The organism is Pseudomonas japonica (genome assembly GCF_900188455.1).
Taxonomy (GTDB): Bacteria; Pseudomonadota; Gammaproteobacteria; order Pseudomonadales; family Pseudomonadaceae; genus Aquipseudomonas; species Aquipseudomonas japonica.
On sequence record NZ_FZOL01000010.1, the window covers coordinates 45,712 to 63,072 of the forward strand.

The following is a 17,361-nucleotide window of genomic DNA, read 5'->3' on the forward strand; positions in this document are numbered from 1 at the left end:
ACAAAGCCCCGCCAGAGGGCGGGGCTGTTCAGCGCGACCGATCTCAGATCGGTTCGGCCCAGAGGTCGTACTCGTCGGCATCCACCACCCGGCAGCGCACCTTGTCGCCCGGCTTGTAGCCGTGGTCGCCGTCGATGAACACGTTGCCGTCGATTTCCGGTGCGTCGAAGAAGCTGCGGCCAACCGAGCCCTGTTCTTCGACTTCGTCGATCAGCACTTCGATTTCGCGACCGATGCGCAGTTGCAGGCGGGCGCTGCTGATGGCCTGTTGATGGGCCATGAAACGATCCCAGCGATCCTGCTTGATCTCGTCCGGGACTTCTTCCAGGCCCAGGTCATTGGCCGGTGCGCCTTCGACCGGCGAGTACTGGAAGCAGCCGACGCGGTCCAGCTGGGCTTCGCTGAGCCAGTCCAGCAGGTACTGGAAGTCTTCCTCGGTTTCGCCAGGGAAGCCGACGATGAAGGTCGAACGGATGATCAGGTCCGGGCACTGCTCGCGCCATTTCTTGATGCGCGCCAGGGTCTTGTCTTCGAAGGCCGGGCGCTTCATCGACTTCAGCACTTTCGGGCTGGCGTGCTGGAACGGGATGTCCAGGTACGGCAGGATCTTGCCCGCGGCCATCAGCGGAATCACGTCGTCCACGTTCGGGTACGGGTAGACATAGTGCAGGCGAACCCAGGCGCCGAGGCTGCTCAGGGCTTCGCACAGCTCCAGCATGCGCGTCTTGACCGGGCGGCCGTTCCAGAAGTCGGTCTTGTACTTGACGTCGACACCGTAGGCGCTGGTGTCCTGGGAAATCACCAGGATCTCCTTGACGCCGGCCTTGACCAGGCGCTCGGCCTCGCTCAGCACTTCGCCGACCGGGCGGCTGACCAGCTTGCCGCGCATCGACGGGATGATGCAGAAGCTGCAGCTGTGGTTGCAGCCTTCGGAAATCTTCAGGTAGGCGTAGTGGCGCGGGGTCAGCTTGACGCCCTGTGGCGGTACCAGGTCGATCAGCGGGTTGTGGTCCTGACGCGGTGGCACCACTTCGTGCACGGCGTTGACCACCTGCTCGTACTGCTGCGGGCCGGTGACGGCCAGCACGCTCGGGTGCACGTCGCGGATATTGCCTTCTTCGACGCCCATGCAGCCGGTGACGATGACCTTGCCGTTTTCCTTGATGGCTTCGCCGATCACTTCCAGGGATTCGGCCTTGGCCGAGTCGATGAAGCCACAGGTGTTGACCACCACCACATCAGCGTCCTGATAGGTGGGCACGACTTCATAACCTTCCATGCGCAGCTGGGTGAGGATGCGTTCGGAGTCAACCAGAGCCTTCGGGCATCCGAGCGAGACGAATCCTACCTTTGGCGTGGTGGGGGTTGCGGTGGTGGACATGGCTAACCTCGGTGTAGAGGGGTTGCCGTGTGCATGACGAAAGGCAACCCTGCTGGGCGCTTCCAGGCGCCTCTGATCAAAAAGTGCGCAATTCTAGCGAGCGTTCGTCTGCTTGACCAGCAGAAAAACGACGAACGCTGCGCTATGCTTCGCGGCGTTGCGCCCCGATCATTTTCAGACAGGCGCGACAGGGTTCTGCCGACGACAAAAATCATAGCGTCTGGCACGAAATTCACCGGTTTCCGGTTCTCGTTCGTGGGAGTGGTTGATGGGTCAGGCAAGCAGTGAAGCCTCGGCGGGGCAGGGGGCGACGCGGTCGTTGGGCCTGCTGGTGGCAGCTGTCGGGGTGGTGTACGGCGATATCGGCACCAGTCCCTTGTATACCCTGAAGGAAGTCTTTACCGGCGGTTATGGGGTGCCGGTCAACCATGATGGTGTGTTGGGCATTCTCTCGTTGATCGCCTGGTCCTTGATCTGGGTGGTGTCGTTCAAGTACGTGACCTTCATTCTGCGCGCCGACAACCAGGGCGAGGGTGGGGTCATGGCGCTGACCGCGCTGGCCACGCGCGCGGCGGCGTCGCGGCCGAGGCTCAAGGCGATGATGGTGGTCTGTGGTCTGATCGGCGCGGCGCTGTTCTACGGCGACAGCATGATCACCCCGGCGGTCTCGGTACTGTCGGCGGTGGAGGGGATGGAGCTGGCCTTCGACGGTATCGATCACTGGGTGGTGCCGATTGCCCTGATCGTGCTGGTCGCGCTGTTCCTGGTACAGAAGCACGGCACGGCGAAGATCGGCATTCTCTTCGGGCCGGTGATGGTCACCTGGTTCGTGGTGCTGGGGCTGCTGGGGCTGCATGGCATCTCGCAGAGCCCCGAAGTGCTCAAGGCTTTCAACCCGGTCTGGGCGGTGCGCTTCTTCATCGTGCATCCGGGCATGGGCGTGGCGATCCTCGGTGCCGTGGTGCTGGCGTTGACCGGTGCCGAGGCGCTGTACGCCGATATGGGCCATTTCGGTCGCAAGCCGATCGCCCGTGCCTGGTTCGCCCTGGTGCTGCCGGCGCTGGTACTCAACTACTTCGGTCAGGGCGCCTTGCTCCTGCAGAACCCGGACGCGGCACGCAACCCGTTCTATCTGCTGGCGCCGGGGTGGGCGCTGCTGCCGCTGATCGCCCTGGCCACCCTGGCCACGGTGATCGCTTCCCAGGCGGTGATTTCCGGGGCCTTTTCCCTGACCCGCCAGGCCATCCAGCTCGGCTATATCCCGCGCATGCAGATCCAGCACACCTCCAGTGACGAGCAGGGGCAGATCTATATCGGCGCGGTGAACTGGTCGCTGATGGTGGCGGTGGTGCTGCTGGTGATCGGTTTCGAATCCTCCGGTGCCCTGGCCGCGGCCTACGGCGTGGCGGTGACCGGCACCATGCTGATGACCACGCTGCTGGTGGCCACGGTGATGCTGCTGCTGTGGAAATGGCCACCGCTGCTGGCGGTACCGATCCTGCTCGGGTTCCTGATGGTGGACGGCCTGTTCTTCGCCGCCAACCTGCCCAAGGTGCTGCAGGGCGGGGCCTTCCCGGTCCTGGCGGGTGCTGTCCTGCTGGTGCTGATGAGCACCTGGAAGCGCGGCAAGCAGATCCTCGTGGACCGCATCGACGAAGGTGCGCTGCCGTTGCCGGTGTTCATCGGCAGCATTCGCGTGCAGCCGCCGCACCGGGTCGAGGGTACCGCGATCTTCCTCACCGCACGGCCCGATGCGGTGCCGCACGCGCTGTTGCACAACCTGCTGCATAACCAGGTCCTGCACAGCCAGGTGGTGCTGCTGACCGTGGTCAGCGAGGATCGCCCGAGGGTGCCGGAGCACGAGCGCTTCGAAGTGGAGGCCTATGGTGATGGCTTCTTCCGTGTGCTCCTGCATTTCGGCTTCATGGATGAGCCGGACGTGCCGGCGGCGTTGCGCCTGTGTCATCTGGACGAGCTGGATTTCAGCCCGATGCGCACGACCTATTTCCTCAGTCGGGAGACGGTGATTGCGTCACGGCTGGAAGGGATGTCGCGCTGGCGGGGGAATCTGTTCGCCTTCCTGCTGAAGAATGCCAACGGCAACCTGCGGTTCTTCAATCTGCCGTTGAATCGGGTGATCGAGCTGGGGACCCAGGTCGAGATCTAGGTTGCTGCCGAGGGCCTCATCGCTTGCCAGCGATAGGGCCCTCAGGCCAACTTCAGTTCTGTTCCGCGACGCTGTTCTTGCCCTGGCGGCTCTCGATCTCGCTGATCAGCTTGCGCGCCAGCGCCGGATAGTTCTCGTCGAAGTGGTGCCCGCCCGGCAGCTTGAGCTTCTCGCCCACCGCGGTGGTGTCGGTGCAGCCGCTTTCGTCGGTCTCTTCCACGCCGTACACGCAAAGCACCTTGGCTGCCGGCATCCGGGCCATTTCCGGACCGGTCGGTGCCTCCTTGCCCTCTTGGCCCAGCCAGCCTTCCACCTCGATCTCGAAGCTGCCGCTGCGGGCGAACGCCAGCAGGATCACCGCATCGATGCGTTTCTGGTCTTCTTCCGGCAGGCGGTTGTAGATCGCCGGCAGGACATCGGCACCGAACGAATAGCCGGTCAGCACGAAGCGTTTGGTGCCCCATTTCTGCCGGTAGTGCTGCATCAGCTCGGACAGGTCGACGGCGCTCTGTTCCGGGGTCTTGTGCTGCCAGTAGTAGCGCAGGGTATCGATGCCGACCACCGGATAGCCGAGCTTGGCCATCTCCCCGGCGACGTCGCGGTCGAGGTCGCGCCAGCCGCCATCGCCGGAGAGGAACAGGGTGACCGTGTCGGTGGTCTGGCCTGCGGGAACTTCCACTACCGGAATGCTCATGGCATTGCCGTCCTGGCCTACCAGGGCGTGGGTCAGTTGGGCCTTGAGCACCTGCGGCAGATGGATGTCGTAGTCGGCGATGCTGGTTTCGGCATTGGCCTGGTCGCGCACGAAGGCGGCGCTGGCGTCATCCGGGTTGTCGTTCCAGGCCACGTTCCAGTGGCCGTGCGCTGCCGATTTGGCCGCGGCGATGGAGCAGCCCGGGCGCTCCAGGGTGAAGTCCACGGAGATGGCCTGGGCCTTGTCGTCCTTCTGTGCCGCCAGCCAGTCCCAGGCCAGGTTGGCGCCGGGGCCGATACCGGCGACCAGCGTTGGCGCGCCCGCGAGCTGTTGCGTGGCCAGTTGCACGGCCTGCTGTTGCAGGGCGCAGTCGCTGGGTGGCAGCGCCACCTGGACCAGTTGCGCAGCGCCGCTCTGGCTCAGGTCCAGCAGTTGCTTGTCGCTCAGCAGTTGTTCCTGCGGTGAGGCAATGACCACCCGGGCTCTGGCCTGGCTGCCGGGGGTGGTGCGGGTCAGGCTGCTGCCATCGCTGAGCGTGATGTGCTCCAGGTGGGCTGCGGGCGCGGGACGGGTCCATGCCCAGAAACCAACAGCGGCTGCCAGCAGTGCCACGATCAGCGTGCCGAGCAGGTAGTACCAGTAACGTCGAATCATCAGCGTTTCACCAATCCTGTAAGACCGCCCGCGATCAGGGCGGCGGTATCGGCCAGAGCGACCAGCGGATCGAGTCCGGCGGGGACGGCCATGTAACGGGGTTCCCAGTCAGGCTGGAACTTGTCTTTGAAGCGCCGCAGACCCTGGAAGTTGTAGAGCTGCTCGCCGCGCTGGAACACCATCGAGCCCAGGCGCTGGGTCAACGGGGCACCGCGCCGCGGTTGCAGGCCCGACAGCGGTACCATGCCCAGGCTGAAGCGGGCGTAGCCGTGCTGTTTATAGTGCTGGATCAGGCCGATCATCATGAATTCCATGGTCAGCTTCGGCGCGTCCGGATGGGCGCGCATCAGGTCGAGGCTGGCCAGTTCCCGACCATGGGTTTCCAGCAGATTGGCGAAGGCGACCGGCTGGCCCTGGAAGCGGATCAGGGCGATGCGGAAGTGTTGCAGATAGTCTTCGCTGAAGCGACCGAGGGAGAAGCCTTTCTCGCGCACGTTCTTGCCGGTCAGCCAGGCGTCTGAGATCACTTTCAGTTCCGCCAGTGGCGCCTGACCCGGTTCGTGGATTTCCAGGCTCAGGCCATCGCGTCCACCTCGATTCCAGGTGTAACGCAGGTCTTTCATTTCCTTGCCTTTGGCTTCCAGGTCGAAGCGCTGCAGGTTGACCCGGGCTTCCTCGCCCAGCTTGATCGCGGTCAGGCCGATGTCCATGTAGAACGGCAGGTTCTCCGCGCGCACCTGGTAGAACACCGGGCGGGCATGATGGATGTCGCAGAGATCGCGAAACTGCCAGATCATCTCGGCACGGCGCTGGGCCGGGCCGATCGGGTCGTACAGCGCCACCAGGCTGCGGCCGCGGCGGGCGTACATGAGGAAGGCATCATCGTCGGGATGGAACAGCAGGGCCTTGTCGCCGGTCAGGGCCAGGCCGCCGTCGGGCTGCTCCGAGGCCAGCAGGATACGGTTGGCACGTTGCAGCTCGTCGGGCGTCGGCAGGTGAATCACCGGGCGCGCCGTGCGCAGCAGCCAGGTCAGCGCCAGGACCACCAGCAGCACCGCGCTGCCCAGGGCTGAACGCAGCCCGCGCGGGGCGTCGGCATCGAGGGTGAACTGCCACCACAGCTGATGGCTGTAGGGCACATCCTGGTAGGCGAACAGCAGCAGCCAGATCGAGGCGCCGACCACACACGCACTGGCCATCAGATAGATCGGTGAGAACGGCAGTTCCAGCAGACGGCTCGGGCGATAGAAGGAGCGCCGGAACACGGCCAGCAGGCTGGCGGTGAACACCATGATGCTGGCCTCTTCCCAGTCGAAGCCCTTGAGCAGCGACAGCAGGGCACCGACCAGCAGAAGAATGGTGGTCAGGATCCAGGCCGCCGACAGGCGCCGGCGCAGGCCTTGGGCCAGCAACAGGCAGAGCACGCCGATCAGGCTGGCACCGAAGTGCGAGGCGTCGATCAGGCGGTGGGGAATCAGGAAACCGAGGTGCTTGAGGCGAGTGTCGATTTCCGGTGTGGCACCGGAAAACAGCAGCACCACGCCGGACAGGAACACCAGCACCGCCAGGACCGGCGCGGCGAGTCCGGAAGCGACCTTGATCGCCTGCTGGGCGAACAGCAAGCGTCGGGCTTCGCTGGCCAGCAGGATGACGCAGGCCACCAGCATCGGCAGCACCACGTAGATCAGGCGATACAGCAGCAGGGCGGCGGCCAGCGGAGCGGCACCGAGCTGGTTGGCGAACGCGGCCAGGAGGATCGCTTCGAACACCCCGACACCGCCCGGCACATGGCTGAGTACGCCGGCGGCCAGGGCCAGCAGGTACACCAGGAGGAAGGCGCCAAAGGGCGGCGCTTCAGGCAGCAGGAGGTAGAGCACGGTCGCGGCGGCGGCGACGTCCAGCGCGGTGATCAGCAGTTGCAGCAGGGTCAGTCTGGCGCCCGGCAGACGCAGGGTACGGCGCCCGACACGACTGAGCAGGGCATGGGCAAACGGCTGCTCTGGCAGGCGGCGGCGGTAGAGGCCGTAGGCCAGGGCCGCGGTGAGCAGCAGAACCGCAAGGGCGATGGTTGCCAGCACGCCTTCCGGCAGGCGCAGGGCCACGGCGGCGGCGGGAAGGTCGCTCAGCGTGGCCAGGGCGGCCAGCGGGGGGAGCGCGCAACCCAGCGACAGGCTGGCGAACAGGGTCATGCGCGCTACTTCGGCGGCGCCGACACCCTGACGGGCATACAGGCGATAGCGCACCGAACCGCCGGACAACAGCGACAGGCCAATGGCGTTGCCGATCGCGAAGGCGCAGAAGCCGCCCATCACCAGGCTGCCGGCGGGCAGCTTCACCTCGGCGTAGCGACTGGCCGACCACTCGTAGCCGAGCAGGGTGATGAAACCGAGGATGGTCGCCAGCAAGGCACCGCCCAGCGCGGGCCCGGGCACGCTCAGGATCTGGTCGTGCAGGGCATAGATATCCAGCTCGCTGAGCAGATGGCGGCAGGCGATCAGGGCAATCCCGAACAGCAGCAGTGTCACGGCCAGGCCGATCGGTTGACGGTACTTGCTGAGCAGATCGAGCCAGCGCAGGCGGCTGGGAGCGATGGGCTGGGCGGCGGTAACGGGAATGTCGGTTTCAGCGGTTGGGCGCATCAATCACCTCGGGGATTGTGCGCGACAGGACGGGAGTATCCGGTCAATTTACCAATCCCTATGGAATAATAATGTCTGAATATTACTAGCGTTCAGGCGAATCCGTGCCGGTCATGTTAGTTAAACAATATTCACATTGCCGCTGAGGGCCGGAGGGGGAGGCGAGATTTTTCGAGCGCATACGAAAAAGGCCAATCTTTCGATTGGCCTTTTTCTGATCTGGTTGCGGGAGCCGGATTTGAACCGACGACCTTCGGGTTATGAGCCCGACGAGCTACCAGGCTGCTCCATCCCGCGTCTGATGGGTGCGCATTCTACAGCCTTGAATCTGACTGTCAATGCTTAATTGTTGATTTTCCTGAAAAACCTGTCGCGATGAAAACGCGGGCAAACGAAAAAGGCCAATCTTTCGATTGGCCTTTTTCTGTATCTGGTTGCGGGAGCCGGATTTGAACCGACGACCTTCGGGTTATGAGCCCGACGAGCTACCAGGCTGCTCCATCCCGCGCCTGTGAGATCGAATTCTACAGGGATGCCTTTCCCTGTCAAGCGAAAACTTAAAAAAATCCTTTTTTCTTCAAATGCTTAGCATTCCTGAAGGGTGACCTGCCAGTCAGCGTCAGGCTGCGGACCGCGCTATTCGGGGGCTGTGCAGAGGTTTGATGCGGTCGTTCAGGCCGGGTGAGATACTGCGCGTACGAATTTTCCGCATTAACGGTCAGCCATGCTCCAGCGCAAGATCATTCATATCGACTGCGATTGCTTCTACGCGGCCATCGAGATGCGTGACGACCCGCGTCTGGCCGGGCGACCGCTGGCGGTGGGCGGGTCGGCGGAGCGCCGCGGGGTGATAGCGACCTGCAATTACGAGGCGCGGGCGTTTGGCGTGCGCTCGGCGATGTCATCGCGGCATGCCCTGGGGCTGTGTCCGGATCTGTTGATCGTCAAACCGCGAATGGATGCCTATAAGGAAGCGTCGCGGGAAATTCACAACGTCTTTCGCGAATACACCGATCTGATCGAGCCGTTGTCGCTGGACGAGGCCTATCTGGACGTCAGCGAGAGCCAGCGCTGTTCCGGCAGCGGTACGCTGATCGCTCAGGATATCCGGCGCAAGATCGCTCAGCGCCTGCATATCACCGTCTCGGCCGGGGTGGCGCCGAACAAGTTTCTCGCCAAGATCGCCAGTGACTGGCGCAAGCCCAACGGCTGTTTCGTGATCACCCCGGCAGAGGTGGAGGATTTCGTTGCGCAACTGCCGGTGAGCAAGCTGCACGGGGTCGGCAAGGTGACCGCGGACAAGTTGCATCGCTTGGGTATCGTCTCCTGCCTGGACCTTCGCCAATGGGAGCGGCTGGCCCTGGTCCGCGAATTCGGCGGTTTCGGCGAACGGCTGTTCAATCTGGCCCGGGGCATCGATGAGCGGCCGGTGCAGAACGACAGTCGCCGCCAATCGGTCAGTGTGGAAAATACCTACGATCAGGATCTGCCGGACCTGGCCAGCTGTCTGGAAAAACTGCCGGAACTGCTGGACTCACTCAATGGCCGCATGGCCCGCATCGACAGCAGTTATCGCCCCGGCAAACCCTTCGTGAAGGTCAAATTCCACGACTTCAGCCAGACCACCCTGGAACAGGCGGGGGCAGGGCGGGATCTGCAGAGCTATCAGCAGTTGCTCAGCCAGGCGTTCGCGCGGGGCGGTCGACCGGTTCGGCTGCTGGGGATCGGTGTGCGGTTGCAGGATCTGCGTGGGGCTCACGAGCAGCTTGAGCTGTTTCCCGCGTCCTGAAAGGTCTTGGGGCCGCGTTGCGGCCCCAATTTCGTAAGCGTTAGTGCGCGCCGGGATCGGCAACCAGTCGGCCTGCGTCCTTTCTCAGTGACTGCAGGAATTCCTGCTGCAGCTCCGGATCGTTGCGGGTCAGCTCGATCAGGCTCTGCTCCAGTTCGCTGGCTTCCTCTTCCAGGCCCAGATCGGACAGGCGCTTGACCCGATGCACCCACTGACTGACATCGTCGTCCTCAAGGTCGTCGAAAATCAGGTCATGGGCTTCCACCAGCTTGTTGCGCAGGGTACCGCTGACCAGCAGGCTGGCGTCGGCACGAACGGCGCTGTCCTCGTCGGCCACCGACAGGTGCAGGGTGCCGATATGAGTCAGGTTCTGCTCGCTGAACGGGCTGTCCAGCAGGTTCAGGCGCAGGATGCCATTACGGTCGGTGGTCAGCTCATGAACCATCTTGCCGACTTTGACCTCCACCGGGCGCTCGCCCCATGGCACGCTGGTGTATTCCTGGCGCTTGTCCTTCTGAACTTCCTCGATGCCGGCCAGGTTCTGCTGGGCACGGCCGTTGGACTGCACGTTCATGAACGGGTTGAGCCCGGCGAAGCCATAAGCGATCCAGTCCTGGGTCACGCTGTCGGGCAGGCTGCCAAAGGTGAGCACATTCACCACATTGGCGCCGACACCGGCCACCACCGCAACCGCGCCCAGCGGAATCTCGTAGATTTCCCGCCAGGGTTGGTAGGGCGTGTAGCGATCGTAGCGACGGGTCACTTCGAACTCGGTGATTTCGAAGTTCTTCTGCTCATGGATGCGCACACGACGTTGCGGCAGCTCGAGTACCTTGGGTTCCCCGACATCGATCTGCAGGCTGTGCTCGAGCAGCTTGCGCTCGATGCGTTCCTCGTGCTCGCTGCGCTGGGACATCTGGTTGGCGCAGCCGCTGAGGAGCAGGGCGCCGCACATGGCGGCGCCCCCAAAGGTAAAGGTACTTCGCTTGAACATGGTTACTCTTGCGTTGGCTATCGATCAGCGACGGATACGGGCTTGCAGGAACGACACGATGTCCGCCACCGGCAGGGACTGGGTCTCGCTTTCGGTACGGTGCTTGTACTCCAGCTTGCCTTCGGCCAGGCCGCGATCGCTGACGACGATGCGGTGCGGGATGCCGATCAGTTCCATGTCGGCGAACTTGATGCCGGGGCTGGTCTTCTTGTCGCGGTCGTCCAGCAGCACCTCGAAACCGGCGGCGGTCAGTTCGGTGTAGAGCTTGTCGGTGGCCGCGCGCACTTCCTCGGTTTCATAGCGCAGCGGTACCAGGGCGATCTGGAACGGTGCCAGGGCGTCGCTCCAGATGATGCCCTTGTCGTCGTAGTTCTGCTCGATGGCGGCGGCGACCACGCGGGACACACCGATGCCGTAGCAGCCCATGGCCAGGGTGACCGGCTTGCCGTTCTCGCCCAGCACCTGGCACTTCAGCGCTTCGCTGTACTTGGTGCCGAGCTGGAAGATATGACCGACCTCGATGCCACGCTTGATCTGCAGGGTGCCCTGGCCGTCAGGGCTCGGGTCGCCTTCGACGACGTTGCGCAGGTCGGCGACTTCCGGAACCGGCAGGTCGCGTTCCCAGTTCACGCCGAAGTAGTGCTTGTCGTCGATGTTGGCGCCGATGGCGAAATCGCTCATCAGGGCGACCGAGCGGTCGATGATGCAAGGCAGGGGCAGGTTCAGCGGGCCGAGGGAGCCGGCGCCAGCGCCGATGGCTGCGCGCAGTTCCGCTTCGTTGGCCATCACCAGCGGCTCGGCGACCTGGGCCAGCTTGGTCGCCTTGATCTCGTTGAGTTCGTGGTCGCCACGAACGATCAGGGCAACCAGCTTGCCTTTTTCCGCGCCGTGCACGATCAGCGTCTTGATGGTGCGCTCGATCGGCACGCCGAAGCCTTCCACCAGGGCGGCGATGGTCTTGGTGTCCGGGGTGTCGACCAGACGCAGGGCTTCGTTCGGCGCGGGACGCACGGTCTCGCGAGGAATGGCCTCGGCCTTCTCGATATTGGCGGCGTAGTCGGAGCTGTCGCTGAAGATCACATCGTCTTCACCGGACTCGGCCAGCACATGGAATTCGTGGGAGTAGCTGCCGCCGATGGAGCCGGTATCGGCCTGCACCGGACGGAAGTTCAGGCCCAGGCGGGTGAACACGTTGCAGTACGCCTGATGCATGCGGTCGTAGGTTTCCTGCAGGGAAGCCTGGTCGGCATGGAACGAGTAGGCGTCCTTCATGATGAATTCGCGGCCGCGCATCAGGCCGAAGCGTGGGCGGATCTCGTCACGGAACTTGGTCTGGATCTGGTACATGTTCAGCGGCAGCTGCTTGTAGCTGCTCAGCTCGTTGCGCGCCAGGTCGGTGATCACTTCTTCGTGGGTCGGGCCCACGCAGAACTCGCGACCGTGACGGTCCTTCAGGCGCAGCAGCTCGGGGCCGTACTGTTCCCAGCGGCCGGATTCCTGCCACAGTTCGGCGGGCTGGATGGCCGGCATCAGCACTTCCAGGGCGCCCGCGGCGTTCATTTCCTCGCGAACCACGGCTTCGACCTTGCGCATCACGCGCAGGCCCATCGGCAGCCAGGTGTACAGGCCGGAGGCGAGCTTGCGGATCATGCCGGCACGCAGCATGAGCTGGTGGCTGATGACGACCGCGTCGGAAGGGGTTTCTTTTTGTGTGGCGAGCAAATATTGACTGGTGCGCATGATAGGCCGTTGTCGGTTGCTTAACTGAAATGACCCCGCATTGTACGGGGGGGAATCGGTGACGTATAGGACGCAGGAAACCTAATCGGTCGTAAGTGGATGACGCAAATGAAAAAGCCCGGCGGGGCCGGGCTTCTTCGTACTGAGGTCTGCGGGCCGTAGGGCTTACAGGATGCTCAGCGGGTACTCGACGATCAGGCGCAGGTCGTTGAGGTCGGCGGAGTAGCCGGAGTACGCCTCGTTGGAGCGGTAGACAGCGTAGCGAACGCGGAAGGACAGGTCTTTCGCCGGGCCTTCCTGCAGAACGTACTTGCTCTCCAGGTTCCACTCGTGTTCTTTGCCTTCGCCGGCAGCGGTCTCGATGTTGTCACCGTAGACATAGCGAGTCATGAAGCTCAGGCCTGGGACGCCGTAGGACGACATGTTCAGGTCGTAACGAGCCTGCCAGGATTTCTCTTCCTGACCGACGAAGTCGGAGATCTGAATGGAGTTGGCTACGAAGATGGTACCGTTGCCGTCGACACCGTAGTTGTAACCGGTGTCACCGCTGTTGCGCTGGTAGGCCACGGTGAACTTGTGACCTTCCAGGCTGTAGGCTGCTGCAAGGCTCCAGATCTTGTTGTCCTGCTCGCCGTACAGGGCTTCACCCTGGTCTTTGGTGCGGTAGGCGTTGAAGTCGAAGTTCAGAGACTGTTTGTCGTCTACCGGAACGGTCAGGTTCAGGTTGACGTATTGCTTCTTGAAGTAGTCTTCGACGTCCGACGCGGCGATGGTGCCGGTGAAGTTGTCAGTGAAGGCGTAAGTGGCGCCAGCGATGTTGGCGGAGGTCAGGCCGGGGGTGTGCTTGCCATTGATGCTGTCATGGCCCATGCCGGTCTGCGAGCTCAGCGAGGTGAAGCGACCTGCGCTCAGTTCCAGGCCCTTGATTTCCTTGCTGGTGATCAAGGTGCCGCGCGCCAGTTCAGGCAGCAGGCGGCTGTCGTCGGTCGCGAAAACCGGGCTGGCGACGAATTGGTCACCTACTTTCAGTACGGTGTCGGAGATGCGGAACTTGGCCGCTGCGCCGGCCTTGCCCTGGGAGTCTTCTGGCTTGCCATCGCTGTCGGAACGGAACAGACCGTTGCCTTGGCGGCCTTCGCCACCATCGAAGCGGACGGAGCCCATCGCGATGACGTCGACGCCGACGCCGACGGTGCCCTGGGTGAAGCCGGACTCGAAGGTACCCAGCAGCGATGCGCCGCTGTCTTCACGATAACCGCTCTTGTAGCCGCTGGCGGTGAAGGGGGTAGCGATGTTGCCGGCACCGTGCTTGTAGTCACGGTTCATGTACATGGCACGGGTTTTCACGTTCAGGGTGCTGTCTTCGACGAAACCCTTGGATTCTTCTTGCGAGGACGCTACAGCCAGTTGCGAGGTCCCGGCGGCTACGGCCAGGGCGATCATGCTCCACTTCATCACGCGCATCGTGATTTGCTCCTTTGGTTTTTAGGAAGATTGCTGCTGCCCCACCTGGTTTTTTTATTGGGGCTGCTCTTTCTTGTTTGAGTCGGCGGAAATGTATATCACGCTGACTGTCATTAGCGATACTTGCGAGTGGAACCTTTCGTTAACTTTATGGTCACGTCGCAAATAGTTATATCCATGTCGCAAATCACGTTCCGTATCAGACGGTTCGTACAACTCCAGCGCTGTTTTGGAGGAATCTAACGCCTTGATTCCCAAACTCCATGGTTACCCGTGCGGCTGGTGCAATTTGTCGCACTTCACTTGCCTATGCAGATGGCGTGCCGACCATGGACCGGAGTGATGCAACAAGCGTGCTCAACTGTAGATCGCGTTGACGAATTTTTCACTTTTGTTGCCGGTCAGTCGGGAAAATTGCCGAAAAACCGGGGGTGAAAGATCGCTCCGCTCTTTCGTCGGTGTTTTTCTGGAATAAGCGAAAAGCCGACTTTCGAGTCAGGACGTTACCGCTGCAAGGCTCTGAGTGGGTAGTTTGCGGATATCCGACGCTCCCGCACGGTTCGTCGAGCGCCATTTTGGTGCGGAAAGTAGCATTTTGTTACCGGGGGCCGAAAACACGGGCTGAAACGAAGGCAGCACGGGGAACTGGAGCTCCTTTTCGGTGCTTCGGGCGGCTCGGCGGTGCTGGTCTGTCGTGATCGGAGTATCCTGCTTGCCAGGGTCTGCCGTGGTGGGCCGCATTGATCGATGAGGAGATTGCCCCGTGTTTGCTTTGGATTCACGCCTTGTACAAGACACCTTCGTATTGGGAGATTTTCCTCTTTGCCGGCTATTACTTAGTAAGGATGCTAACTATCCCTGGTTCATTCTTGTTCCGCGGCGCGCCGATATCAGTGAAATATTTCAATTGGATGACACTGATCGCCAGCAACTTTGGCGCGAAACCCAGTTCCTGAGTGAAACCCTCAAGAAATGTTTTGCCGCCGATAAAATGAACGTCGCCGCCCTGGGTAATGTGGTCAGCCAGTTACATATGCATGTGATTGTTCGTCGGCGTGACGATGCCGCCTGGCCAGCTCCGGTCTGGGGGGCGAAACCTGCAATTGAATATTCCGCTGATCAACTGGATGAGGTACGCCGACGTGTCGCCGCGATGCTCGGTGACGACTTCCAGTTCGTGGAGGCATGAGTCATGAGTCTCGAAGATCGGGTAATGGAATTGGAAAGTCGCCTGGCGTTTCAGGACGACACCTTGACGGCGTTGAACGATGTGCTGGTGGAGCAGCAGCGGGTGGTGGAGCGCCTGAAGCAGCAGATGGCGGCTCTGCTCAAGCGCTATGAAGAAGTGATGGGGCAGTACGAGGCAAGCGAAGACGAGGCGCCTCCGCCGCATTACTGATATTTCGCACACGAAAAAAAGCCGCGCTAACCCGGGTTGGGTTGCGCGGCTTTTTCGTGCTGGCTGTCAGCGGCGCGGAGCGGCGATCACGTCTTCGGCCTGCAGGCCCTTGTCCCGGTTCATCACCGAAAACTCCACGCGCTGGCCTTCGACCAGCACACGGTGACCTTCGCCACGAATGGCGCGGAAATGCACGAAGATATCGTCGCCGGAGTCGCGGGAAATGAAACCGAAACCCTTGGAGGTGTTGAACCACTTCACGGTGCCGGTATCGCGTTTGCCCATGTCGTAGCTGGTGGTGCTGGCGCTGTTGCGGGCCTTGGCCGGTTTCATGAACCCGGCGATCAGGTGCAGCACCGCGGCGAACAGGGCGGCGATCAGCGCGGCCAGGCTACCCATCTCCGGGAGCGCCAGCAGGGCCAGTGCCTGCAGCACCACGGTCAGGACCAGCAGCATGCTGGCGGCGACCTGCAGGAATTGGCGGGCGCCTTTGTAGTACTGCGGAACGACAGGCGCGAGGACCAGATTGGCCAGGCCGAAGAGTGCCAGGTAGATGGCATCGTGTTGCTGCAGGTAGGGTGTCACGTCAGCGCGGAGGCTGGGTATGAAGGACAGCAGCAAGGCCGCTGCGCCCGTCAGGAGGTGGACGATCTTGAACATGATGGTTTGGCTCGCATCTTATTAGGCGGATCACAGGAAGAGCTGGTCCCACGGCGCACGTGCATGAAAAAGGTGCAAAAGGGTGGGGGTTCCAGCCTATGCGCCATGGCGCTGACGATCAGCCATGGCGGCACGCCGTCTATTTAACCGCAAAGCCGGAGGCTTCTCAAATCAGCGGGACGCCCGGTACGCACGGCCTGCAGCACTGTGTCGCGGGCTTTGGGCTGCATGTGTGGAAAACTCTTGATACAGTGATGGCAGAGCTGTTGAATCGAAAACCCTAGGAAGGAATTTTTGCATGGCAATCGATATCGGAATCAGTCAAGAAGATCGCAAGTCCATTGCCGACGGCCTGTCCCGCCTGCTTGCCGATACCTACGTGCTCTACCTCAAGACGCACAACTTTCACTGGAACGTTACCGGTCCGAGTTTCCGTACCCTGCACCTGATGTTCGAGGAGCAGTACAACGAACTGGCGCTGGCGGTCGATTCCATCGCCGAGCGCATCCGTGCACTGGGCTTCCCGGCGCCAGGTACCTACGCCGAGTACCTGCGCCTGGCGTCCATCAAGGAAACCGAGGGCGTGCCGAGCTCGGACGACATGATCAAATACCTGGTCGAAGGTCAGGAAGCCGTGGTGCGTACTGCTCGCAGCCTGTTCCCGCTGACCGACAAGGTCAGCGATGAGCCTACCGCCGACTTGCTGACCCAGCGCATGCAGGTTCACGAGAAGACTGCGTGGATGCTGCGCGTGCTTCTGGAAGGCAAATGATGCGTCGCTGACGCACCAGGAGAATGTGCAAAGCCCGGCCTCTTCAAGGAGCGGTCGGGCTTTTTTGTGGCTGCAGGTCAGGTTTGTCGAGGCCTGGAAGTGTTTTCAGGGGTTATCCGATGAGGTCTGGATTGTCGATCAATCCTACGCCAAGAGTGCGGGTGTCTGCTGGTGTCGGCTAGCGCATCGGCGCTTCATGGCAGGGGCGTGCGAAGTGAGTCCGCATGCGTTCATCCCTCTGTCTTGCTGCGTGGTGTTGCAATGTCTCGACCCTTGAATCGGAGCGTGCCCAAGGTTGGCGATCCGCGGACGATCGATATCGATCCGTTCGAATCGGACTTCAACATGAAACTTGCCCAGCCTCTGTCGCGCTCGGTGCGGCTGAATGGCTTCGCCACCTGCCTGCGCCTGGAAAACATCTACTGGGCGGTGCTGGAGCGGATCGCCCAGGCCAATGGCTGCACGGTCAACTCGGTGCTGTCCCATGTCGATCGAGAGGTTCACCTGCGTCATGGCGGGGTGAAGAACTTCAGCGGCCTGGTACGGGTGATCTGCGTGGTCTTTCTGATGAATGGCGGCGCGCAAGGCAATGAAGAGCCGGATGACGCGCAACAGACGGCTTTTACCGACAACCGTTGGTGATGCGCGGGCGCGCTGCGGGCTGCACAGCCCCGGTTAACCATATATAATCTCGCCTTTTACTGTGCGGCGTGGCCCGCACGGGATCGACGAGAAACGCCTCATGCCTCTGTACGACTATCAATGTGCTTCCTGCAGCCACCAGATGGAAGTTCTGCAGAAGATCAGCGCGGCGCCGCTGACCGATTGCCCGGCCTGCCAGCAGCCCGAACTGAAAAAGGTCCTGTCCGCCCCCGGTTTTCGCCTGAGCGGCAAGGGTTGGTACGAAACCGATTTCAAGACCGGCGCGAAAAAGAATCTGGCTGGCAGCGGCGACTGAGTTGAACTGCACTGCCCGGGTCTTGCACTATTGACCCTTTCGGGCCGCCA

14 protein-coding genes and 2 tRNA genes are annotated in these 17,361 nt (G+C 62.1%); 7 read left to right on the plus strand and 9 right to left on the minus strand.

The genetic code is table 11. The annotated features are described in order from the left end of the window. Window positions 1–43: 43 nt before the first annotated feature. Entirely contained in the window at window positions 44–1,381 is a 1,338-nt protein-coding gene (gene rimO / locus CHB99_RS14015; RefSeq protein ID WP_042121836.1) for a 30S ribosomal protein S12 methylthiotransferase RimO, read from the minus strand. Window positions 1,382–1,649: 268 nt separating this feature from the next. Between rimO and CHB99_RS14020 the strand changes: the two genes are divergently transcribed. Further along, on the plus strand, window positions 1,650–3,548 hold the full coding sequence (locus CHB99_RS14020; protein WP_042121834.1) for a potassium transporter Kup: 1,899 nt from the start codon (window positions 1,650–1,652) through the stop codon (window positions 3,546–3,548). Window positions 3,549–3,600: 52 nt separating this feature from the next. Here CHB99_RS14020 and CHB99_RS14025 read toward each other — a convergent pair whose 3' ends face one another. The 4 genes from CHB99_RS14025 to CHB99_RS14040 form a co-directional block, all read right to left on the minus strand. Then, window positions 3,601–4,896 carry a virulence factor family protein gene (locus tag CHB99_RS14025; RefSeq protein ID WP_042121832.1) on the minus strand — a complete coding sequence of 432 codons (1,296 nt, stop codon included), beginning with the start codon at window positions 4,894–4,896 and terminating at the stop codon, window positions 3,601–3,603. Then, on the minus strand, window positions 4,896–7,535 hold the full coding sequence (gene mprF / locus CHB99_RS14030) for a bifunctional lysylphosphatidylglycerol flippase/synthetase MprF (protein WP_042121830.1): 2,640 nt from the start codon (window positions 7,533–7,535) through the stop codon (window positions 4,896–4,898). The genes CHB99_RS14025 and mprF overlap by 1 nt, the downstream gene beginning before the upstream one ends. Window positions 7,536–7,755: 220 nt before the next feature. Next, a tRNA-Met gene (locus tag CHB99_RS14035) sits at window positions 7,756–7,832 on the minus strand. Window positions 7,833–7,966: 134 nt separating this feature from the next. After that, window positions 7,967–8,043, minus strand: a tRNA-Met gene (locus CHB99_RS14040). 216 nt (window positions 8,044–8,259) lie between these two features. On the opposite strand from CHB99_RS14040, the gene dinB reads away from it, so the two are divergent. Continuing rightward, entirely contained in the window at window positions 8,260–9,324 is a 1,065-nt protein-coding gene (gene dinB, locus CHB99_RS14045; protein ID WP_042121828.1) for a DNA polymerase IV, read from the plus strand. Window positions 9,325–9,364: 40 nt separating this feature from the next. Here the strand turns inward: dinB and CHB99_RS14050 are convergent, their stop codons facing one another. The 3 genes from CHB99_RS14050 to CHB99_RS14060 form a co-directional block, all read right to left on the minus strand. Next, complete coding sequence (locus CHB99_RS14050; protein WP_042121826.1) at window positions 9,365–10,318, minus strand: YceB family lipoprotein; 954 nt, start codon at window positions 10,316–10,318, stop codon at window positions 9,365–9,367. 24 nt (window positions 10,319–10,342) lie between these two features. After that, window positions 10,343–12,058, minus strand: coding sequence for a proline--tRNA ligase (locus CHB99_RS14055; protein ID WP_042121825.1), 1,716 nt, complete (start codon window positions 12,056–12,058; stop codon window positions 10,343–10,345). 165 nt (window positions 12,059–12,223) lie between these two features. Beyond that, window positions 12,224–13,522, minus strand: coding sequence for an OprD family porin (locus tag CHB99_RS14060; protein WP_042121823.1), 1,299 nt, complete (start codon window positions 13,520–13,522; stop codon window positions 12,224–12,226). A 763-nt stretch (window positions 13,523–14,285) separates the two neighbouring features. Between CHB99_RS14060 and CHB99_RS14065 the strand changes: the two genes are divergently transcribed. Together CHB99_RS14065 and CHB99_RS14070 are read left to right on the plus strand one after the other, a co-directional pair. After that, window positions 14,286–14,711, plus strand: a complete 426-nt coding sequence (locus CHB99_RS14065) for an HIT family protein (RefSeq protein ID WP_042121821.1) — start codon at window positions 14,286–14,288, stop codon at window positions 14,709–14,711. 3 nt (window positions 14,712–14,714) lie between these two features. Further along, window positions 14,715–14,921 (plus strand): SlyX family protein, encoded by a 207-nt coding sequence (locus CHB99_RS14070; protein WP_042121819.1) that lies wholly within the window; start codon window positions 14,715–14,717, stop codon window positions 14,919–14,921. Window positions 14,922–14,987: 66 nt separating this feature from the next. On the opposite strand, the gene CHB99_RS30335 is transcribed toward CHB99_RS14070, so the two are convergent. Next, entirely contained in the window at window positions 14,988–15,581 is a 594-nt protein-coding gene (locus CHB99_RS30335) for a cold-shock protein (protein WP_042121817.1), read from the minus strand. Between the two features lie 298 nt (window positions 15,582–15,879). Between CHB99_RS30335 and CHB99_RS14080 the strand changes: the two genes are divergently transcribed. From CHB99_RS14080 to CHB99_RS14090, 3 genes are all read left to right on the plus strand, one after another. Further along, window positions 15,880–16,353, plus strand: a complete 474-nt coding sequence (locus CHB99_RS14080; RefSeq protein WP_042121815.1) for a Dps family protein — start codon at window positions 15,880–15,882, stop codon at window positions 16,351–16,353. A 261-nt stretch (window positions 16,354–16,614) separates the two neighbouring features. Further along, the gene (locus CHB99_RS14085) at window positions 16,615–16,995 is read left to right on the plus strand and encodes a ribbon-helix-helix domain-containing protein (protein WP_042121813.1); all 381 of its coding nucleotides are present in this window, start codon (window positions 16,615–16,617) and stop codon (window positions 16,993–16,995) included. 100 nt (window positions 16,996–17,095) lie between these two features. Next, window positions 17,096–17,311, plus strand: a complete 216-nt coding sequence (locus CHB99_RS14090; protein WP_042121811.1) for an FmdB family zinc ribbon protein — start codon at window positions 17,096–17,098, stop codon at window positions 17,309–17,311. Window positions 17,312–17,361 lie beyond the last annotated feature (50 nt).

What these genes read in the sequence shown, in the direction of transcription:
- CHB99_RS14090 (WP_042121811.1), top strand. Translation starts at nt 17,096, where the DNA reads ATGCCTCTGTACGACTATCAATGTGCTTCCTGCAGCCACCAGATGGAA.
- CHB99_RS14020 (WP_042121834.1), top strand. Translation starts at nt 1,650, where the DNA reads ATGGGTCAGGCAAGCAGTGAAGCCTCGGCGGGGCAGGGGGCGACGCGG.
- CHB99_RS14080 (WP_042121815.1), top strand. Translation starts at nt 15,880, where the DNA reads ATGGCAATCGATATCGGAATCAGTCAAGAAGATCGCAAGTCCATTGCC.
- dinB (WP_042121828.1), top strand. Translation starts at nt 8,260, where the DNA reads ATGCTCCAGCGCAAGATCATTCATATCGACTGCGATTGCTTCTACGCG.
- mprF (WP_042121830.1), bottom strand. Translation starts at nt 7,535, where the DNA reads ATGCGCCCAACCGCTGAAACCGACATTCCCGTTACCGCCGCCCAGCCC.
- CHB99_RS14050 (WP_042121826.1), bottom strand. Translation starts at nt 10,318, where the DNA reads ATGTTCAAGCGAAGTACCTTTACCTTTGGGGGCGCCGCCATGTGCGGC.
- CHB99_RS14085 (WP_042121813.1), top strand. Translation starts at nt 16,615, where the DNA reads ATGTCTCGACCCTTGAATCGGAGCGTGCCCAAGGTTGGCGATCCGCGG.
- CHB99_RS14025 (WP_042121832.1), bottom strand. Translation starts at nt 4,896, where the DNA reads ATGATTCGACGTTACTGGTACTACCTGCTCGGCACGCTGATCGTGGCA.
- CHB99_RS30335 (WP_042121817.1), bottom strand. Translation starts at nt 15,581, where the DNA reads ATGTTCAAGATCGTCCACCTCCTGACGGGCGCAGCGGCCTTGCTGCTG.
- CHB99_RS14060 (WP_042121823.1), bottom strand. Translation starts at nt 13,522, where the DNA reads ATGCGCGTGATGAAGTGGAGCATGATCGCCCTGGCCGTAGCCGCCGGG.
- rimO (WP_042121836.1), bottom strand. Translation starts at nt 1,381, where the DNA reads ATGTCCACCACCGCAACCCCCACCACGCCAAAGGTAGGATTCGTCTCG.
- CHB99_RS14055 (WP_042121825.1), bottom strand. Translation starts at nt 12,058, where the DNA reads ATGCGCACCAGTCAATATTTGCTCGCCACACAAAAAGAAACCCCTTCC.
- CHB99_RS14070 (WP_042121819.1), top strand. Translation starts at nt 14,715, where the DNA reads ATGAGTCTCGAAGATCGGGTAATGGAATTGGAAAGTCGCCTGGCGTTT.